Source organism: Streptomyces glaucescens, assembly GCF_000761215.1.
Classification (GTDB): Bacteria; Actinomycetota; Actinomycetes; order Streptomycetales; family Streptomycetaceae; genus Streptomyces; species Streptomyces glaucescens_B.
In genome coordinates, this window is the sequence record NZ_CP009439.1 from 69,212 (window position 1) to 84,452 (window position 15,241).

Here is a 15,241-nt window from a genome sequence, read left to right on the forward strand (position 1 = left end):
TGCACCGTCGCCACGGCTGGGTCGATGCCTTTCAGTCACGTGACGTAGCTGCTCTTGATCAGGCACGAGTTTTCTTCGTCCACTGGCTGGTGCGGGGGCTTTTCCGGGTGAGGCGTCGGGTCATCATGGTGATGAGTGCCCAGTTCAGGTGTGCTTCGGAGTGCTGGGGCAGGCGTTCGTAGTCGCGTGCGTTGCGGCGGGCGTTCATGCACCAGCCGATTGTGCGTTCGACTTTCCAACGGCGGGGCAACACGATGAAGCCCTTGACCCCTTTGGGCCGGGAGACGATGCGCAGGGTGAGCCAGAGGCGGTCGCGGGCCCAGTCGACGAGGTCGCCTGCGTAGCCGCGGTCGGCCCAGACCTGGGTGATCTGCGGCTGGGTGAGGCGTAGCCGCCAGAACACGTCGCGGGCGGCGTCGCGGTCCTGAATGTCGGCGGGCGTCACCGTGATCATCACGGGCAAGCCGAGCGTGTCGACGGTGATATGTCGCTTGCGACCGTTGATTTTCTTCGCGGCGTAGTAGCCGCGGCTGTTGCGGCCGACGGTGGAGGCACCCTTGACCGACTGGGAGTCCACGATCAGCGTCACCGGGTGCGGGCAGCGGCCCTTGCCGGTACGGATCCTGCGGCGGAGCTGGTCACGGATGTAGGTGACGACTCCGGCCCGGTTCCACCTCCAGAAGAACCCGTAAACCGTCTCCCACGGTGGGAAATCCGCAGGCAGAGCCCGCCACTTCGCACCGTTGTCGACGATGTAACGGATGCCGTCAACGATCTCCCGCCGCGGCCACTTCTCCGGGTGGCCGCCGGTCTTGGTCTGGCAGGCCGGGATGGGCAGCAGGGGTTCCAGGAGTGCCCATTCGGCGACAGAGGTGTCGGACGGGTAGCGGCGGCGACGGGAGGCAGCGGGCATGGCGGGCTCGACAGAGGTGATCGGCTGTGGACGGGGGTTATTTGGAGAGCTGGGCGAGGGTGGCGCGGACGCCGGTGAGCTGGGCGGTGGCGAGCTGGGCCCATTCGTCGTCGGGGTAGCGGGCCAGGTGCGGATCGAGCGTGCCCGTGATCACCCGGGTGAGTCGGCCGAGGATCTGCCGGAACTGCCGCTTGTCGTACTCGATCCAGTCCGCGGGGTCGTCGGAGAACATGAACCCGTCTCTGCGGGTCCAGGTGATCGGCGTCAGGTCCTCGGCGGCGACGACGTCGCGGACGTGCCGGATGCCGCGGCCGATCTGCGAGCGGGTCAGGCGGGTGGCGGTCATGAGCTGGTAGGTGTGCAGGCCGGCGGGGCGTGCTTCCATCAGGGCGACGCGGACCAGGTCGCCGTAGTGCTCGGCCAGCGGCCGCGCCTCCCGGCGTCGCGGCACGGCTACTCCTCGCCCTTGAGCAGCTCGACCAGCTGCTCGTCCAGGGTGAACTCGCCGTTGTCGAGGGCGCCTTCGAGCCAGTCCGCTGCCGCGCGGACCCGGCCGATCTGACGCCTCACGGTCTCGCGCTCGTCCTCGGTGAACTCCTGCCCCCGCAGCTGCGGGACCAGGCGGCCCAGGGTGGCCACGAAACTGTGGCAGGAGCCGACCAGGTCGAGGTATTCGATGGTGTGCTCGATCGCGCGGACGGCCGGGGTGCGCTCCCGGATTCGGTCCCGCGTCTCGTTGGAGTTGTCGAACTGGGCACGGTTGACGAGCATCCGCGTGGTGTCGTCCCGCATCGTCTTCCGAGCGACGTCCGGGCGGCGCAGCAGACTGCTGGTGACCTCCTGCGCGACGGTGTCGTCCCTGGTCAGCTCCGTGACGACGCGCACCCGTTCGGCCGGGGTGACGTGCTCGGTGACCGCCGGACGCTTCAGCAGGTCGGTGGCGACCTGGGCGGCGACCTCGTCGTCCCGGGTCAGGTCGGCCACGGCCTGGACCTTCTCATCGACAGTGACCGGCCGGTCGACCCGCTGGCCGACGACCCGCTTCGCGCCGTCCGGCGTCCACTGCCTCGCCCCCGTGCGCGGGTTGAACGGCGCGTCCTCGATCGCCGCCCACCGTTCGTCCTCCTCCACGACCGACGCGAGGATGCGGTGAACGGTGAACGACACGCCCTCCCTGCGGCGCTTCGCCGGCCAGCGATTCGCGGTGTAACGCCAGTCCTCCACCGTCCGCCGCTCCACCCCGATGTCATCCGCGAACATCTGCAACGACTCCGTCACGGTGAACAAGTCCTCCGTGCCGTTCGGCATCGACCCGCCCACCGCCCTCATCGGCTCGATCTCCAACGCTATGTCACCCAGGGCAAATTGCGAGCGGGCGATCTGCGCGATCAGTTCCTTGGCCTGGGTGACGAGCTGTTCGTAACGCTGCCGGGTGACGTTCCCGATCCGGTCGGTCACGTCGGTCATGATGACCACCGTCCTCGCCCGGGTCCGGCCCAGCCGCCACGACGGGACCGGTCAAAGGGGCGCCGGCCCCGGTCACTGTCCACCGTGACGCGCGCGCGACACGCCGGGGCAGGGCGTGAACCAGGGGCGCTCGAAGCGCTCGGCAGTTGCTCCCAACTACCTTGCAAAACCCGGGTTGTTGGAGGTGTTGGCGAGGCGTTCGGCTATGGCGTTTCCGTTACGCCGTTCCGTGACGCCTGCCGCTGGCGGCAGGCCCGGACCCGGCAGCGGTCCGAGCAGTACACCGCCGCCTTCGACCGCTCCACTCCTACCGTCCACGACCGCCCGCAGACCGGGCACTCCGCATGCTCTCCCCGCTGCATCGCCATGACCCGCTGGCGAGTCTGCTGAAGTCTCCGCCACCGTCGTGACCTGCACCGCCCCGAGCAGAACACTGCCTCCGCCGCCATCGTCTGCGGCAGCGGATCACCGCACTCCCGGCAATACCGCCGAGCCGTCCCGCCAACCCCCACGACTCAGATCATCCAGGCGTAGCCACCTCACGGCCAGGGATCAAAAACACCTACTGAGGGACGCGGCCACCGGCCTGGCCGAGCTCCAGCACCCCGCCCGCGCGGACAGCCCCGCCGCTGAACGCGCCGAAGCCCGACTACTCGCTCGAACGGCACCTCCTGATGCCCGTGCACCGCACCGGCGAGTACCTGCACGCGTACGGCATCGCTGGCGGGGGTCGCTTCCTGACCACAGCGCCGACGCTCCGCCTTTCCCGCTCGACTGGCCTGCCGAGCGCCTTGTCGGGGCTGCGGTACGGCCATGGCTCGACGCCCTCGGTGAGCAGCCGCCGCGTCTCCTCACGGCCGACCGGCTTGGCGCCGCCCATAGAGCAGTCACCGGCCTGTACCCGCAGAGCCTTTGGGCCCGCCATGGTCCGGATCGACTGCAGCCGCCACTCCGGCGGCGCCGGCGCGAGCCGGCGAGCCGCCTCCGCCGCGGCGACCCCACGCCCGGCGGTGCGACTAACCGTGCGCACGGGTGAACGACCCACGGATGCGGCGTCACCGCTCGGCTTGTCCCGCTACGAAGATCCCGACCAGTCGGATCTCCCAGCAAAGGACTGCCCGTGCGCATCCTCACCGCTCTCGCGGCCGCCACCGTCGTCGTCGCTGCCTTCACCACCCCTGCTCACGCTGCTGGACCGCTTGGCGAGGCGGGCGGGACCCTGGCCTTGCCGCTGCACGACGCGGTCCAGGTCCTTGCGGCCGCCGAGGAGAGCCGGGCCGGGTACCAGCGCAGCAGCTTCCGGCACTGGGTGGACGTCGACAAGGACGGCTGCTCGACCCGCAACGAGGTCCTGCTCGAGGAGGCGTTCCTCGCACCGGAGCAGACCGTGCCCTGCAGGCTCACCGGAGGGGAGTGGTACAGCGCCTACGACAACCTCTACATCAGCTCGCCGAGCGGCTTGGACATCGACCACCTGGTCCCACTCGCCGAGGCCTGGGACTCGGGCGCCTCCGCGTGGACGCCTGCTGAGCGCGAGGCCTACGCCAACGACCTCGGCGACGAGCGTTCCCTAATCGCGGTCAGCGCTCGCAGCAACCGCTCCAAGGCCGACCAGGACCCCGCCGAGTGGCTGCCCACCTACGCGCCGTACCACTGCCAGTACCTCACCGACTGGGTCGCCACCAAGCTGCGCTGGCAACTCACCGTCGACAACGCTGAGCGTGACACCCTCACCAACGCCGTCGCCGACTGCCCGAATATCCCGGTGGAGGTCACGTTCGCGCGGTAGCCGCCCCGCAACGTGCACGCTCAGGGGCAGGGTGACACCCCGCCGCTGAGCGGTGTTCCTGCTCTTTGCAGCGTCGGCCGCTCAGATGGGGGACGTGATAACCCCGCACGCCTCGCCGCCGCGGAGTACCGAGCTGACATGTCGACCGGCCTGCCCGGCGATGAAACTGGGGTGGGCTCGGCGCGCGCTCCCGCGGCGTGTGTGACCCCGTCCTCGACCGGCCGGTTGCCGGCGTACTCGGTGGCGGGTGTCGGCAGAGGGCGCGGTAGTTCTGTCAGCGGACGTCGACGTAGTCGTCGTTCGTGGCGTACGCGCCGGTGACGGAGTTGCCGGCGTAGTACCAGCGCCAGGTGCCGTCCTTGGCGGCGGTGACCGTCGTCTTCAGGGCGCCCGCGGACGTGGTCGAGATGGTCTTGACGTTGGTGTACTTCGTGGCGCCCGCTGCCTTGAACTGGAGGGTGACCTTCTGCCCGCCGTACAGGTCGTAGCGGTGCGTGGTCCAGTTCGCGTGCTTCAGGGTGCCCTTGATGGTGATCGGCTTGCCCTTGGTGACCGGCTCGGGGCTCGCGTCGGCGCATGCGATGACCGAGGCGCGCTTGAGGCGGGTGGTGGTGGCGAGCAGGTCGAGGTCGAAGCTGCCGTCGGCCTTGATCGCCAGGCCTGAGGTGTTCCAGACGGTGGCGTCGCTGTTGACGAGCTTGTTGCCGCTGGGCAGTGTGTCCGGGTCGATCTGGAGGGACTCGTCGCAGTCGTAGTAGGTGTAGCCGCCCGCCGCGGACTGCCCGCAGCTCCACTGGATCGACCCGATGGCCAGCATGGTCACGTTGTCGCCGGTGCCCCGCCTCACCCGCACGGACCAGTGGTCCAGCTTCACCTTCGTCTTCAGCGTGTAGGTCAGCGGCACCTCGATCCGGGCGCCGGTGCCGAGGACAATCGGCCTTCCCTTGTTGATGACCACGTTCGAGAACGTGATGTCGCTGTCGGCTGCGTGCGCGCCCGGAGCCGTGAACAGCGTGCCCGCGAGTGCCGCGCCGACAGTCGCGAGAACGGTCACCGCGCGCCGCGCGGCCGTGCTCTGAGCTTGCGCAGAGTCATATCCCACCCCTGGTGTATGTCTGCGAGCACCGGACGATCAGTCGCCCGGTGTAGGCACTTAGATCATGAGTGCGACAGCACCGTCGGTCGTGCCGTTGCCGGGCCCGGGTCTCGCACGGTCTCGGTGTGCATACCTTCACCGTCGACCTGGGGCGCCGGCGGTGCGGTGGGCCGCTTAGCGGTAGACGGCTGCCGCGGCCTGGCGCTTGCCGAGGACTCCGGGGTGGTCGAGGGCCGTGCGTTGTCCATCTTTTGTGTCGTGGTCAGGACAAGTCGGCTGCCGTACACGCCGACTTCCGCCGGATTTTGTTGACACGCTTGTGGATCTTCAGACCTCGGGCAGGGGGCGCATGGCGGGCGTGTGGAGCAAGGAGGAAGTCTGCGCGGGCTCACTCAGGTTGATCGATTCACCCGGCATGCCCTCTTTGCGCGGCCACTTTTGATCGTTTGCAGCCGTTTGCGCTCGGGGTCTTCTGAGGGTGACCGTGCATGACCGTCCAGGGGGTGATGGGCACCCGTACCCACGACGCTACTTTCTGGCATCACAACGCTGCACAAGGTAGTAGCGTCCTGCTCCCGGCATCTTCCGCCGGACGGCAAAGACCCCGGCACCGTTGGTTGGTCGCCCTCGCGCCGGGGTCCTGTCGCTCTCAACGCCAGCCCCGAGACAAGGGAGATCTCCGATGCCGCTGTGCCGACGCCGAATTCGCTCCACCACAAGTGCGTGTGCGCTTGCGGTGAAAACGAGTCGTGACCGTATCATCCCGCCGCCGTACCCGGCCCAAACCCCGGTGTGGCATGTCAAGGCTGTCATGCTCCGCGGAAGCCTGCCCATGGCCGCGATCTGTCTCCCTCTGCTCGTGATCCCGGATGCGCCGCCGCCGCATGTACTGCCGCTCACAGCCCTCTTTCTGACAACCGCTCACGGATCTGTGCTGGTCCGCCAGTGGATTTTCCGCCGCTGACCGGACCGCCGGTGGGGGCGCGAACAGCCGCTCACGCCCCCACCATTCCCCAGCCCCTCCAGCCGCCCGCGGCCGGACGGGCGGTACAGATACCCGCCCAGCACCCCCGAAAGAGGTCCCCTGTGTCCACCCGTTCACGCGTCCAAACGGCTGACAACGCCACGCGCCCGGCCCGCTCCGCTCCCTCCGCCGACCCCGCCCGCGCACGCCGCTGCACCGAAGCCCTCCGCGACATCGCCGAGGACTGCACCGTGGTCTCCGAGGCCCTGCTGCTCAACGCCTACAACGGCGCCACACCGAACACCGACCTCCTCCAGCAGTTGGTCGATCTCCGGGACCTGGTGGACGAGGCGATCGGAGTCGTCGTTGTCCGCCAACGCGCCCAGGGCGAGCCGCTCGCCGACCTCGCCCCGATCGCCAAGCGCACCGAGGACCGGCTGCGCAAGAAATACAACCCGTCCTCCGTCGACGCCGCCCTGGCCACCCGCCGCCGACCCAACCCCGCCACTCCGGCTCACAACACCGAAACGACTGCGGACGCCCCCACCCTGCGCCACCCGCGCCAGCGCCTGGCCACCGCCCTGACCCGCATGAAGGAAGGCTCCGGCCGCCGCCAGCGCGAACTTGCCGCCAAGATGGGCATCGACGAGTCCTACGCCTCGCGCATGCTCTCCGGCCAGCGCGCCACCTCCTGGAAGTACGTAAAGATCATCTGCGAGGCATGCGGCGTCGACCCCGAACTGATGAAGCCACTGTGGGAAGTGGCCGCCGGCGTCCAGCCTTCCGACACCGAAGACCCGGTCACCTACCTGCGCACCTACCTCCAGGGCCTGCACTACGCATTCGGATCACCAGACCCCGAAATCATCCTCACCGCCGCCCAGCACGCCCTGACCGCCGACGACCTCAAACGTGCCCTGAACGGCCCCGGAGTCCCCGACTGGCGAGTGATCGAACACCTCACCTTCGCCCTGCAGAGCCTGCCCACCATGGCCCGCCCCCTGTGGCGCCGCGCCCAGTCAGCCGCCGAGAACGGCCCCACCGACACCCACAGCTGACCTGCCAGCCCACCGGGGGGAAGGACCATGAAGCCCACAGCACCGACCGCGTCCGTGCTCACGACCGCCTTCTACGCTTTCTACGACCTGCACCGCCCCGCCTACCACGCCTACGCCGCAGCCCGCCTGCCCCGAGAGGAGGCCCAGCTCAGCGTCACCCAGCTCTTCGACCTCATCGCCAGCAACTGGACCTGGCTCATGACCGAACAGCGCCCCTCCGCCTGGGCGTGGGAAAAGCACACCCGTGCCGTCGCCCGCCGTACCGGCCGCACCCCCACCCCGGCCGAAGACACCGCACTCCTCCACGACCACCTCCGCTTGAGCATCGACCGCATCGCCACCATCACCGGCACCGACCCCGCACAGGTCACCACGCTCCTGGCCGCCGCCCACCGCACCCGCCAACCGGCCACCCCTGTCTGCCGCCACGCCTGAGAACAACTGCCGGTATCCCTCATCTGCGTGGGAAGCGAGCTCGCCGAGCAGATAGAGCTCCGCGGAACACCCCCGAGTCGACGGGGAGGACCGTCCGCCGCCGCTGACCCTCCCCTCGCTCCAGCCAGAGCCGTGGCCCCTTCACCGGGCCCGTCCAGCCGTAAGCCGGCCGGGGTGGCCCGACCCCGTCTCCACCTCACGCAGAACGTGCGCTTTGCCCGGCTAAACCCAGCACCCCCCATGGTTCGGCCAGGCACCCCTAAGTGCCCCGCCCGAAGAAGGAAGCACCGCCGATCACATCGTGCTCACCGGCGACATCGCTGCCGGGCCGCAGCGACCCAGGTTTTCGACCTGCTGACCAGCTTCGGCGACTGCGTCATCTGGAGTAGCGGCAGCGCCGACCGCCGTTCGTCCGCCTCGCCCACGGCCGGCTCTGGTCAACCCGGGCAGTATCGGCATGCCCTTCGGGCGAACCGGAGCACACTGGGCCCTGCTGGGCCCGGGCGTCGAACTCCGCACCACGCACTTCGACCTCCAGGCCGCGATCACCCAGCTCATTCACGGCTCGTCCCATCCCGGCATCGCCGAATGGGCCGACTTCTTCCTGCACGCTCGCGCGACCGACGCCGACGCCCTCGCAGCCTTCGCCCCACGGGACGGACGCGACCACAGCCCGTGACGCTGGCCCGAGCAAGAGGAGATCACCGCACCGCGCGCGCCGTGCCACCCGCGCCGGACGGGGTGCGCCTGGAGCGCCAGCCCCTCACCGGCGCGGTCGGTGCGCCTTGCTGTGGGACGACGGCCGGGGCTCCGGTGCTTCACTCCTGCCCGCACAGCCTTCGGTACGGCACATCCGTCAGGTACGCGCGCCACTGCTGCCGGGACAGTGGCCCCCCGGCACGGTGGCACGCCGCTTCGGCCAGACGGTCGGGGTCGACGGTGTACCGCTGGAGGGGCACGTGGCGGCCGGCCGCGAACAGGGTGCTGCCGTTTGGGGAGAAGGCCAGGGAGGTGATCTCGTCGCCGGCCGTGGCAAGGCCGGTGCCGAGCGGGCGGCGGGAAGGGACGTCCCACATCCTCAGGGTGCCGGATGCCCCCACGGCCACCAGGACCGAGCTGTCCGGGGAGAAGGCCAGCGCGCCGGTCGACTCCTGCACGGCGGACGGGCCGTTCAGGGAGACGCCGCCGGCCAGGATGCCGAGCGAGGTGCCCTGGCGTACGTCCCACAGGGTGATGCGGTCGTTGATGTCGAGCAGGGCCACCGTGTCACCGTCCGGGCTGAAGGCGGCTGCGGCGTGGGCATCGAGCGTCGTCTTCCTGGTGGATGGTCCGACGGTGGACGTGAGCGTTCCGTCATCGTGCAGGAGCGTGCGGCCGTCCGCGGAGACCGCGCTGACGTAAGTCGTCGCACCGGACTCGTCGGGATTCCTCGGGCCGGTGACGCGGCGCAGCCTGCGGCCGTCGCCGGTGTTCCACACGGTGAGGTTCGGGCCCTGACCGTCGGATGTCGTCAGCTCGCGACCGTCCGGACTCAGGGTGAAGTCCTCGAGGTTGTCAGCGAGCAGCTGTACCGTGCTCAGCCGGCGGTCGCGGACCGTGTCCCACACCGCGACCGAGACGACGTCCGACCCGCCCTCACTCGGCCCCGAGGCGAAGACCACCCGGCGTCCGTCCGCGCTCAAGGCTGGGCCGGGTATGGTCCAGGGCTCATCATCCCGGGCCACCCGGACGCTGGCCGTCCGCGACCGCGGCTCCCCGGTGCGGGTGTCGTACAGGGTGAGGTGCCCACTGCCGCCGCCTCGGTTTCTCAGGACGGCCAGCGTGCTGCCGTCGGCGCTGAGCACCGCTTCGTCGGCCGGTTCCCGGTGCCATGAGGGCCGCACCATCCGGCTGATGTCGATGGTGCGGACGACGCCGGTGTCGCGTGTCCCGCGCATGACGTAGCGGAGCACACCCGCGCGGAGGTCGAAGGCGAGTTGCTCCGGTACGTGATCGTCCAGCTCATGGCGGACGAGGGGGGCGTCTGACCGGTCGGGGCTCCACAGCAGGAGCGCTCCGTCGCTCACGCTCGCGACGAATCGTCCGTCCTCGCTCAGCACGTGCCGGTCCATGGCCGTGCCATCGATCGCAGCGAGTTGTCTGCCCGTCGCGGTGTTCCAGCGGTGCAGGCCGTCGGAGCCGGAGACGGTGAGGGCGCGGCCGTCCGGGGAGAACGTCAGGCTGTCGTCCGGTGCGCACTTGGGCCGGCCGGACCAGTCGACGCTCCTGGTGCGCTGGATGCGCAGGTCCCACAGCCGGAGGCCCTTGGATGTGCACACGGCGAGCGTCCGGTTGTCCGCGGTGATGTCGTACGCGGCCGTGTCCTCGTCGAGCAGGGCCCCGTCGAACAGGCGTCGGCCTCCGGGAACGCTCCATACCTGGAGCCTGTTCCCGGCCTGGAAGGTCCATGCGTGTCCGCTGGAGCTGAAGGCGTCGAGGACCATGGTGCTGGTGATCGCGTCCGTTCCGGATTCCGGTTCGCCGAAGTTCGGGAGGGGCTGGTCCGGCAGGCCGACCGGTTCCTCGGCCTCACCCTCGGGTGCGGCGGCCCATGGCCCGCGATACCGCTCCGCGAGGACGTCCCACAGGCGCAAGCGCAGGCGTTCCCCCTCCGGGTCCTGGACGATCAGATAACGGCCACCGGGACTCGCCGTCAGCATGAACGCGCCGCCGGGCGGGGCCCGGTGGCTGCTGATCTGTCGGCGGGTGTGCAGGTCCCAGCGGGTGATCCCATCGGGGCCGTCGAGGGTGGTGAGCGTGCGGCCGTCGGGGCTCAGTGCGTATCCGTCCACCGTGCCGGCACGGTGCGGGGCGAAAGGGGGAAGTTCGTTCTGGCCCAGGGCGCCGAGGAGGGCTGAGCGGGTCTCCGGCCCCGGGTTCAGCCGCCACGCGGCGACGGCGAGCCGGAGGGCGAGCATCGGGTCGGAGGAACGCAGGGTGTCGGCGGCGGTGGCGGCGCGGGTGGCGGCAGCCTCCAGTCGGCGTAGGTCGGAGGTACGGTTCTGCTGCCAGGCGACCACTCCCGCGACCAGGGCCAGCACGAGCAGCACCGACACCGAGGTGACCCATCCCTTCAGGCGCCGCCGTTCACGGGCGAGATGGGAACGGCTGGCAGCGAGGAACCCCCGTTCCACCTCGGTGAGATCGGCGGCGGCGTCCGGGCCGGTGAAGATCTCGTCGGCCTCCGCCAGTCGCGCGCCCCGGTACAGGGCGCCGCTGTCCCGGTTCAGCCCCTGCCAGGCCAGGGCCGCCTCCGTGAGCCGTCGCAGGGCGTGCAGCCGGTGCCGGTCCTCCTCGATCCAGCCGCGCAGGCGGGGCCAGGAGGTGATGAGTGCCTCGTGGGCGAGGTGGACGGTGTCGCCGTCCAGCGTGACGAGCCGGGCCCTGGCCAGCCGGTCGAGGACGGTGTCGATCCGTTTCGCGGAGTCCGGGCCGGCCGTGCGCAGCTCCGCGCGCTCAACGGGACGGGAGGTGTCCGAGGTGCCTTCACCGGGCGCGACCAGCCGCAGCAGGACGCGCCGCACCAGGGCCGCCTGGGCGGTATCGAGTGTGTCGTACAGCTCTTCGGCGGTCTGCGCGACGGCGCCCCGCACGCCGCCCGCGGCCTCGTACGCCCGTAACGTCAGCATCCGGCCCGACCGGCGGCGCCAGGTCTCCAGCAGTGCGTGCGACAGCAGGGGCAGGCCGCCCGGTTCGCCCGCCACCTCGTCCAGCAGCTGGGCGGTCAGCGCCCGTTCGACGGTCAGTCCCCGTGCGGTGGCGGGCCGCACGATCACCTCGCGCAGTTCCTCACGGCTGAGCGGTCCCACCGGTATGCCCGCTTCCCGTATCACCCGGACCAGTTCGGGGTGGTCCAGGCAGCGGCCGTAGAAGTCCGCGCGGACACCGAGGACGACCCGCAGCCTGCGGGCCGGATCCTGGGAGGAGAGCAGCAGGTCGATGAACTCGGCGCGTTCGGCCGGGTCCGTGCACAGGGTGAACACCTCCTCGAACTGGTCGACCAGGACGAGGGTGTCGCCGGGTCTGCCGCCGTGGCGCAGCCGCTCGGCGTGGGTGCGCACCGGGTGCGCGCCGGGCGTCAGGATGCGGATCGCGGCGAGCGGCGTCTCCAGTCCGGCGCCCTCGCTGAGGCGGGGGATCAGCCCGGCGCGCAGCAGGGAGGACTTGCCGCTGCCGGACGGGCCGAGCACCACCACACTGCGGTGGGACCGCACCATGTCGAGCAGACTTTCGATGAGCTGGTCGCGTCCGAAGAAGACGTCGGCGTCGCCGGGTTCGAACCGCGTCAGACCCCGGTACGGAGACTCCTCGGCGCCAGCGTCCTCCCTCGGCACGGCCGCCAGGTCCTCGGTGACCGCCCGCCAGCGTTTCTCCCAGTCGTCCGTGTCGCCGCCGCACGCCGCGACGTAGGCGAGGGTGACGGCCAGTGTCGGCAGCTTCTCGCCGGCGGCGGCCTGCGAGAGGGCGGGCGCCGAGTACTCGGTCCGCTGTGCCATCGCCCGGTAGGTCGGGCTGCCCGCCTCGACGCGCAGCGCCCGTAAGTCCGCCGCGAACCGCTGCACCGGACCCGCATCCGGGTCCAGTGGCTTCTCCTTACGACCCATGAGCCCCCCCGCGCTGCGACACGGCTGCCGCACAAGCCACTCGATCCAAGATCGACTCAGAAACCGTACGGACCCTAGAAGGCCCAGGCAAGGAGGGTTTCGGCCGCCGATCGGCCACACCCTGTGGCAGGGAAGAATTGAAAAGTGCCTGGTGAGGGCTGCTTATCAACGTCTCCGCCGCCGAAACTCGGTATCGGCCAGCACAGAGACATGCCGACGCCGAGCCTCCGTGCGAGGCGGTGCCCGGCCACGGCCGGCCACCAACGCTCGTAGTGGTCTGTCTCGCCCTGACCAGCACGTCCAAGCACGGCTGTGCAACGACTTCGAACCCAGTGAACTCGATCCAGGACGCCGCTCCCAGCGGACGCCTTGCCGGGAAACCGGTGAGGGCGCTCGTGAGGCTCGCCTTGTCCGCGAAGCCACCGCAGCAGCCGCAAAAGACCCGCAACGATCCGAGAGGAACATCAAATGGAATTCCTGCGTACCCGCACACGCACTGCGGCACTCGGCGTCGCCATCGCCACGACGGCAACACTGTTCGTCGGCGCCACGGCTCAGGCCGCCCCTGCGCAGACCCGTCAGTCGGACGTATCCGTGCAGGACTACATCCCCGGCAAGGACGTCGTGGTCGGGCAGTGCAAGGGGTGGCTGAACAAGAGGGCGTCCGACGGATACGTCCAGGCCGTCGCACAGTCGTGGAACAACCACGAGTGCGTGTTCGTGCTGCAGCGCAAGCGGCTGGGATCCGGCGGTTACGACTGGACGACCGTCTCGGACACGTACTGGATCCTGAATCAGAAGAAGGCGACCGGATACCACTGGAACGGAACGAACGCCGGCTCCCGGGTCTGCCTGTGGAACTACACGACCGGTGGTGAGGGCTGCGGTGAGGGCGCCTGGTAGAAGCCGGCAGACGTACGAAGAACCCGCCGTGTGACCGTACCCGAGTCATCCAGTGATCGCACGGCGCCCGGAAGCGCCATAGGGTCACCTGCCCATGCACCCGAGGCGACTTCCAGCAACCGCTAGCCCGGCCGCCTGCGCCAGCTCTCCACCCAGCTCAAGGACAAGCTCCTGGAAGGCGCCACCACCATGGCGGCAACGCAGGGTATCCAGCTGGCTGAGCAGGCACTCGCCGCGCTGATGCGGTAGTCGCTTCAGCACCACCACGGGCCCCGGGGGATCAGCCATGACGTCCCCGGGGCCCGGCTTTATGGAGTCGTACGGCCCGACGACCGTCCCACCCGGCCGTCGGCGTCCCCTCCCCGGACCTGCTCGCCCGCGCGGACCGCGGCTTCGCCCGCTTCCTCGCCCAGCACACCGAGACCAGGACGACCGCGCCGACGGCAGCGAAGCGCCCAGCGGTGACCGCCGGCCGCCCGCACGACGTGCAAGACCTCCGCTCCACCGGGCCGGCCCATCTCCGCGGAAGAGACTGGCACGCCACCCTCACGCGCGCCGGCCTGGACGCATTGAGACCCGATGAGCAGTTCGTTCAGGTACTCACGCTGACCGGTGACGCCCTCAGCGCGCTTGCCCAGCACGCGGAGTCACAGCACCAGGCCAGCCAGTAAACAGCCTGCGTGCCTGAGAAATCCACTGACACCCTCTGCTTGGTCCCGTGTATGACTGGCGTAAAAGGTCAAATAGGGGAGGGCAGCCGGTGGGTAAGGCGTCGTCGGGGAAGCGCGCGGCCAAGGCAGGCGGTACCCGGGATCACACAGTGCCGCAGATGTACCTGAAGCACTTCGCCCAGCACGTAGCACGCCGCAAGTACGAGCTGAAGGTGCGACGGCTCGACAAGATCAATAAACCGTTCACCGTGACGCCCACCGGCATCGCCGCTGAGACCGGCTACTACTGGGGGATCAGTGCCGAAGGAGTCCCTCACCACCATGTCGAGGAACTGTTCACCTCCCTTGAGGGACACGCCGAAACAGTACTGAAAGTCCTCCTGACCGACCCGGACTGGGCGCTCACACCGCACTGGCCGCTGAGCCCGGACCAGCGCCACGTCCTCGCCTGGTGGATGGCTGCCCAGATCTTGCGCACAACGCGCCAGCGCAAACGGCTCACCCACCAGCAGACCGAAGCACCGGACATCACCGACCTGCCGCAGGAAGTGCACACGCTCGCACAGAACAACCCCCACCTGCGCTACATCGTCGAAAACATCGTCACGTTGGCACTCATCCTGGAAGCACGTCCGTGGGCGCTGGGCTTCAGCGACATGTGCCTGCTAACCAGCGATACCCCCATCGCCATATGGAACCGCCCCGACGACGAAGACCAGCTGCGCGCCGCCGCGCTGAGCGACATCCTGCTGCCGCTTGACCCTCACCGCTTTCTGTTCCTACCCGGCCCCGCTACCCGGGGCACCGACCGGCGTAAGCACGTGGACCACCTGATGCACGCGGAAGGCGCCATCGGCTTCGCGCTCGTGGAGGTGGCCTACGACGTAGCTGACCAGTTCGTGATCCACCACCCAGAGCACGATCCGTGGAAGCACTGGAAGCCGAACAGCCCAGGTCAGCCCAAACCATGGGACGGGCAGACGCATGCCGCTCCTCAGTACATCTTGGAGTACGGCGTATTTCCGCCCAGTCAGAACATTGAACGTCGCTGGACGATGGAACACCCACCGCCTCGCTCCCCAGACGACTTGCACCTCTGACCTGCCAAAACATCACCCAGCGTGTGCCCACAGCACCGGACCCCGGGCCTCAAGAGGCACGCCGCCCCCTTCGTCGCGTCATCGCCATCCTCGATGGCTGCCCGCCGCTGGTTTTTCTCAGGAATGACAGGTCACAGGTCCACCGCGGTTGAGCAGTGGCGGATCACGTCGGGCAGATGGTGGGTTCCTGTTGTCGGTCTGC

11 protein-coding genes and 1 pseudogene are annotated in these 15,241 nt (G+C 69.4%); 6 read left to right on the forward strand and 6 right to left on the reverse strand.

Annotated elements, in window-relative coordinates; translation table 11 throughout:
- Nucleotides 1-58: 58 nt before the first annotated feature.
- The 4 genes from SGLAU_RS32320 to SGLAU_RS37045 all read right to left on the reverse strand — a co-directional run bounded on the left by SGLAU_RS32320 (nucleotide 59) and on the right by SGLAU_RS37045 (nucleotide 3,425).
- A complete protein-coding gene (locus tag SGLAU_RS32320) occupies nucleotides 59-913 on the reverse strand; it encodes an IS5 family transposase (protein ID WP_043507503.1) in 855 nt (284 codons plus the stop codon).
- A 37-nt stretch (nucleotides 914-950) separates the two neighbouring features.
- The gene (locus SGLAU_RS36615) at nucleotides 951-1,364 is read right to left on the reverse strand and encodes a hypothetical protein (RefSeq protein ID WP_099052973.1); all 414 of its coding nucleotides are present in this window, start codon (nucleotides 1,362-1,364) and stop codon (nucleotides 951-953) included.
- A gap of 2 nt (nucleotides 1,365-1,366) precedes the next feature.
- Nucleotides 1,367-2,380, reverse strand: a complete 1,014-nt coding sequence (locus SGLAU_RS32330; protein WP_043507606.1) for a DUF6192 family protein — start codon at nucleotides 2,378-2,380, stop codon at nucleotides 1,367-1,369.
- 649 nt (nucleotides 2,381-3,029) lie between these two features.
- Nucleotides 3,030-3,425 carry a DUF6233 domain-containing protein gene (locus SGLAU_RS37045; RefSeq protein ID WP_412556276.1) on the reverse strand — a complete coding sequence of 132 codons (396 nt, stop codon included), beginning with the start codon at nucleotides 3,423-3,425 and terminating at the stop codon, nucleotides 3,030-3,032.
- A gap of 75 nt (nucleotides 3,426-3,500) precedes the next feature.
- Here SGLAU_RS37045 and SGLAU_RS32335 point away from each other — a divergent pair, with 75 nt between their 5' ends.
- A complete protein-coding gene (locus tag SGLAU_RS32335; protein ID WP_043507504.1) occupies nucleotides 3,501-4,169 on the forward strand; it encodes an HNH endonuclease family protein in 669 nt (222 codons plus the stop codon).
- 274 nt (nucleotides 4,170-4,443) lie between these two features.
- Here the strand turns inward: SGLAU_RS32335 and SGLAU_RS32340 are convergent, their stop codons facing one another.
- Nucleotides 4,444-5,223 carry a hypothetical protein gene (locus tag SGLAU_RS32340; protein ID WP_043507505.1) on the reverse strand — a complete coding sequence of 260 codons (780 nt, stop codon included), beginning with the start codon at nucleotides 5,221-5,223 and terminating at the stop codon, nucleotides 4,444-4,446.
- A 1,128-nt stretch (nucleotides 5,224-6,351) separates the two neighbouring features.
- Between SGLAU_RS32340 and SGLAU_RS32345 the strand changes: the two genes are divergently transcribed.
- The 3 genes and pseudogenes from SGLAU_RS32345 to SGLAU_RS36620 all read left to right on the forward strand — a co-directional run.
- On the forward strand, nucleotides 6,352-7,287 hold the full coding sequence (locus SGLAU_RS32345; protein WP_052414188.1) for a helix-turn-helix domain-containing protein: 936 nt from the start codon (nucleotides 6,352-6,354) through the stop codon (nucleotides 7,285-7,287).
- A gap of 27 nt (nucleotides 7,288-7,314) precedes the next feature.
- Nucleotides 7,315-7,722, forward strand: a complete 408-nt coding sequence (locus SGLAU_RS32350) for a hypothetical protein (protein WP_043507507.1) — start codon at nucleotides 7,315-7,317, stop codon at nucleotides 7,720-7,722.
- Between the two features lie 404 nt (nucleotides 7,723-8,126).
- Nucleotides 8,127-8,401 (forward strand): annotated as a pseudogene (locus SGLAU_RS36620) (metallophosphoesterase); the annotation flags it as partial.
- A gap of 139 nt (nucleotides 8,402-8,540) precedes the next feature.
- Here SGLAU_RS36620 and SGLAU_RS32360 read toward each other — a convergent pair.
- The gene (locus tag SGLAU_RS32360; RefSeq protein ID WP_043507510.1) at nucleotides 8,541-12,365 is read right to left on the reverse strand and encodes a PD40 domain-containing protein; all 3,825 of its coding nucleotides are present in this window, start codon (nucleotides 12,363-12,365) and stop codon (nucleotides 8,541-8,543) included.
- Between the two features lie 468 nt (nucleotides 12,366-12,833).
- On the opposite strand from SGLAU_RS32360, the gene SGLAU_RS32365 reads away from it, so the two are divergent.
- Together SGLAU_RS32365 and SGLAU_RS32375 are read left to right on the forward strand one after the other, a co-directional pair.
- Entirely contained in the window at nucleotides 12,834-13,268 is a 435-nt protein-coding gene (locus SGLAU_RS32365) for a hypothetical protein (RefSeq protein ID WP_043507511.1), read from the forward strand.
- 820 nt (nucleotides 13,269-14,088) lie between these two features.
- Nucleotides 14,089-15,039: a DUF4238 domain-containing protein gene (locus SGLAU_RS32375; protein ID WP_043507514.1), complete on the forward strand. Its 951-nt coding sequence runs from the start codon at nucleotides 14,089-14,091 to the stop codon at nucleotides 15,037-15,039.
- Nucleotides 15,040-15,241 lie beyond the last annotated feature (202 nt).

What these genes read in the sequence shown, in the direction of transcription:
- SGLAU_RS32320 (WP_043507503.1), bottom strand. Translation starts at nt 913, where the DNA reads ATGCCCGCTGCCTCCCGTCGCCGCCGCTACCCGTCCGACACCTCTGTC.
- SGLAU_RS32330 (WP_043507606.1), bottom strand. Translation starts at nt 2,380, where the DNA reads ATGACCGACGTGACCGACCGGATCGGGAACGTCACCCGGCAGCGTTAC.
- SGLAU_RS32350 (WP_043507507.1), top strand. Translation starts at nt 7,315, where the DNA reads ATGAAGCCCACAGCACCGACCGCGTCCGTGCTCACGACCGCCTTCTAC.
- SGLAU_RS32360 (WP_043507510.1), bottom strand. Translation starts at nt 12,365, where the DNA reads ATGGGTCGTAAGGAGAAGCCACTGGACCCGGATGCGGGTCCGGTGCAG.
- SGLAU_RS32365 (WP_043507511.1), top strand. Translation starts at nt 12,834, where the DNA reads ATGGAATTCCTGCGTACCCGCACACGCACTGCGGCACTCGGCGTCGCC.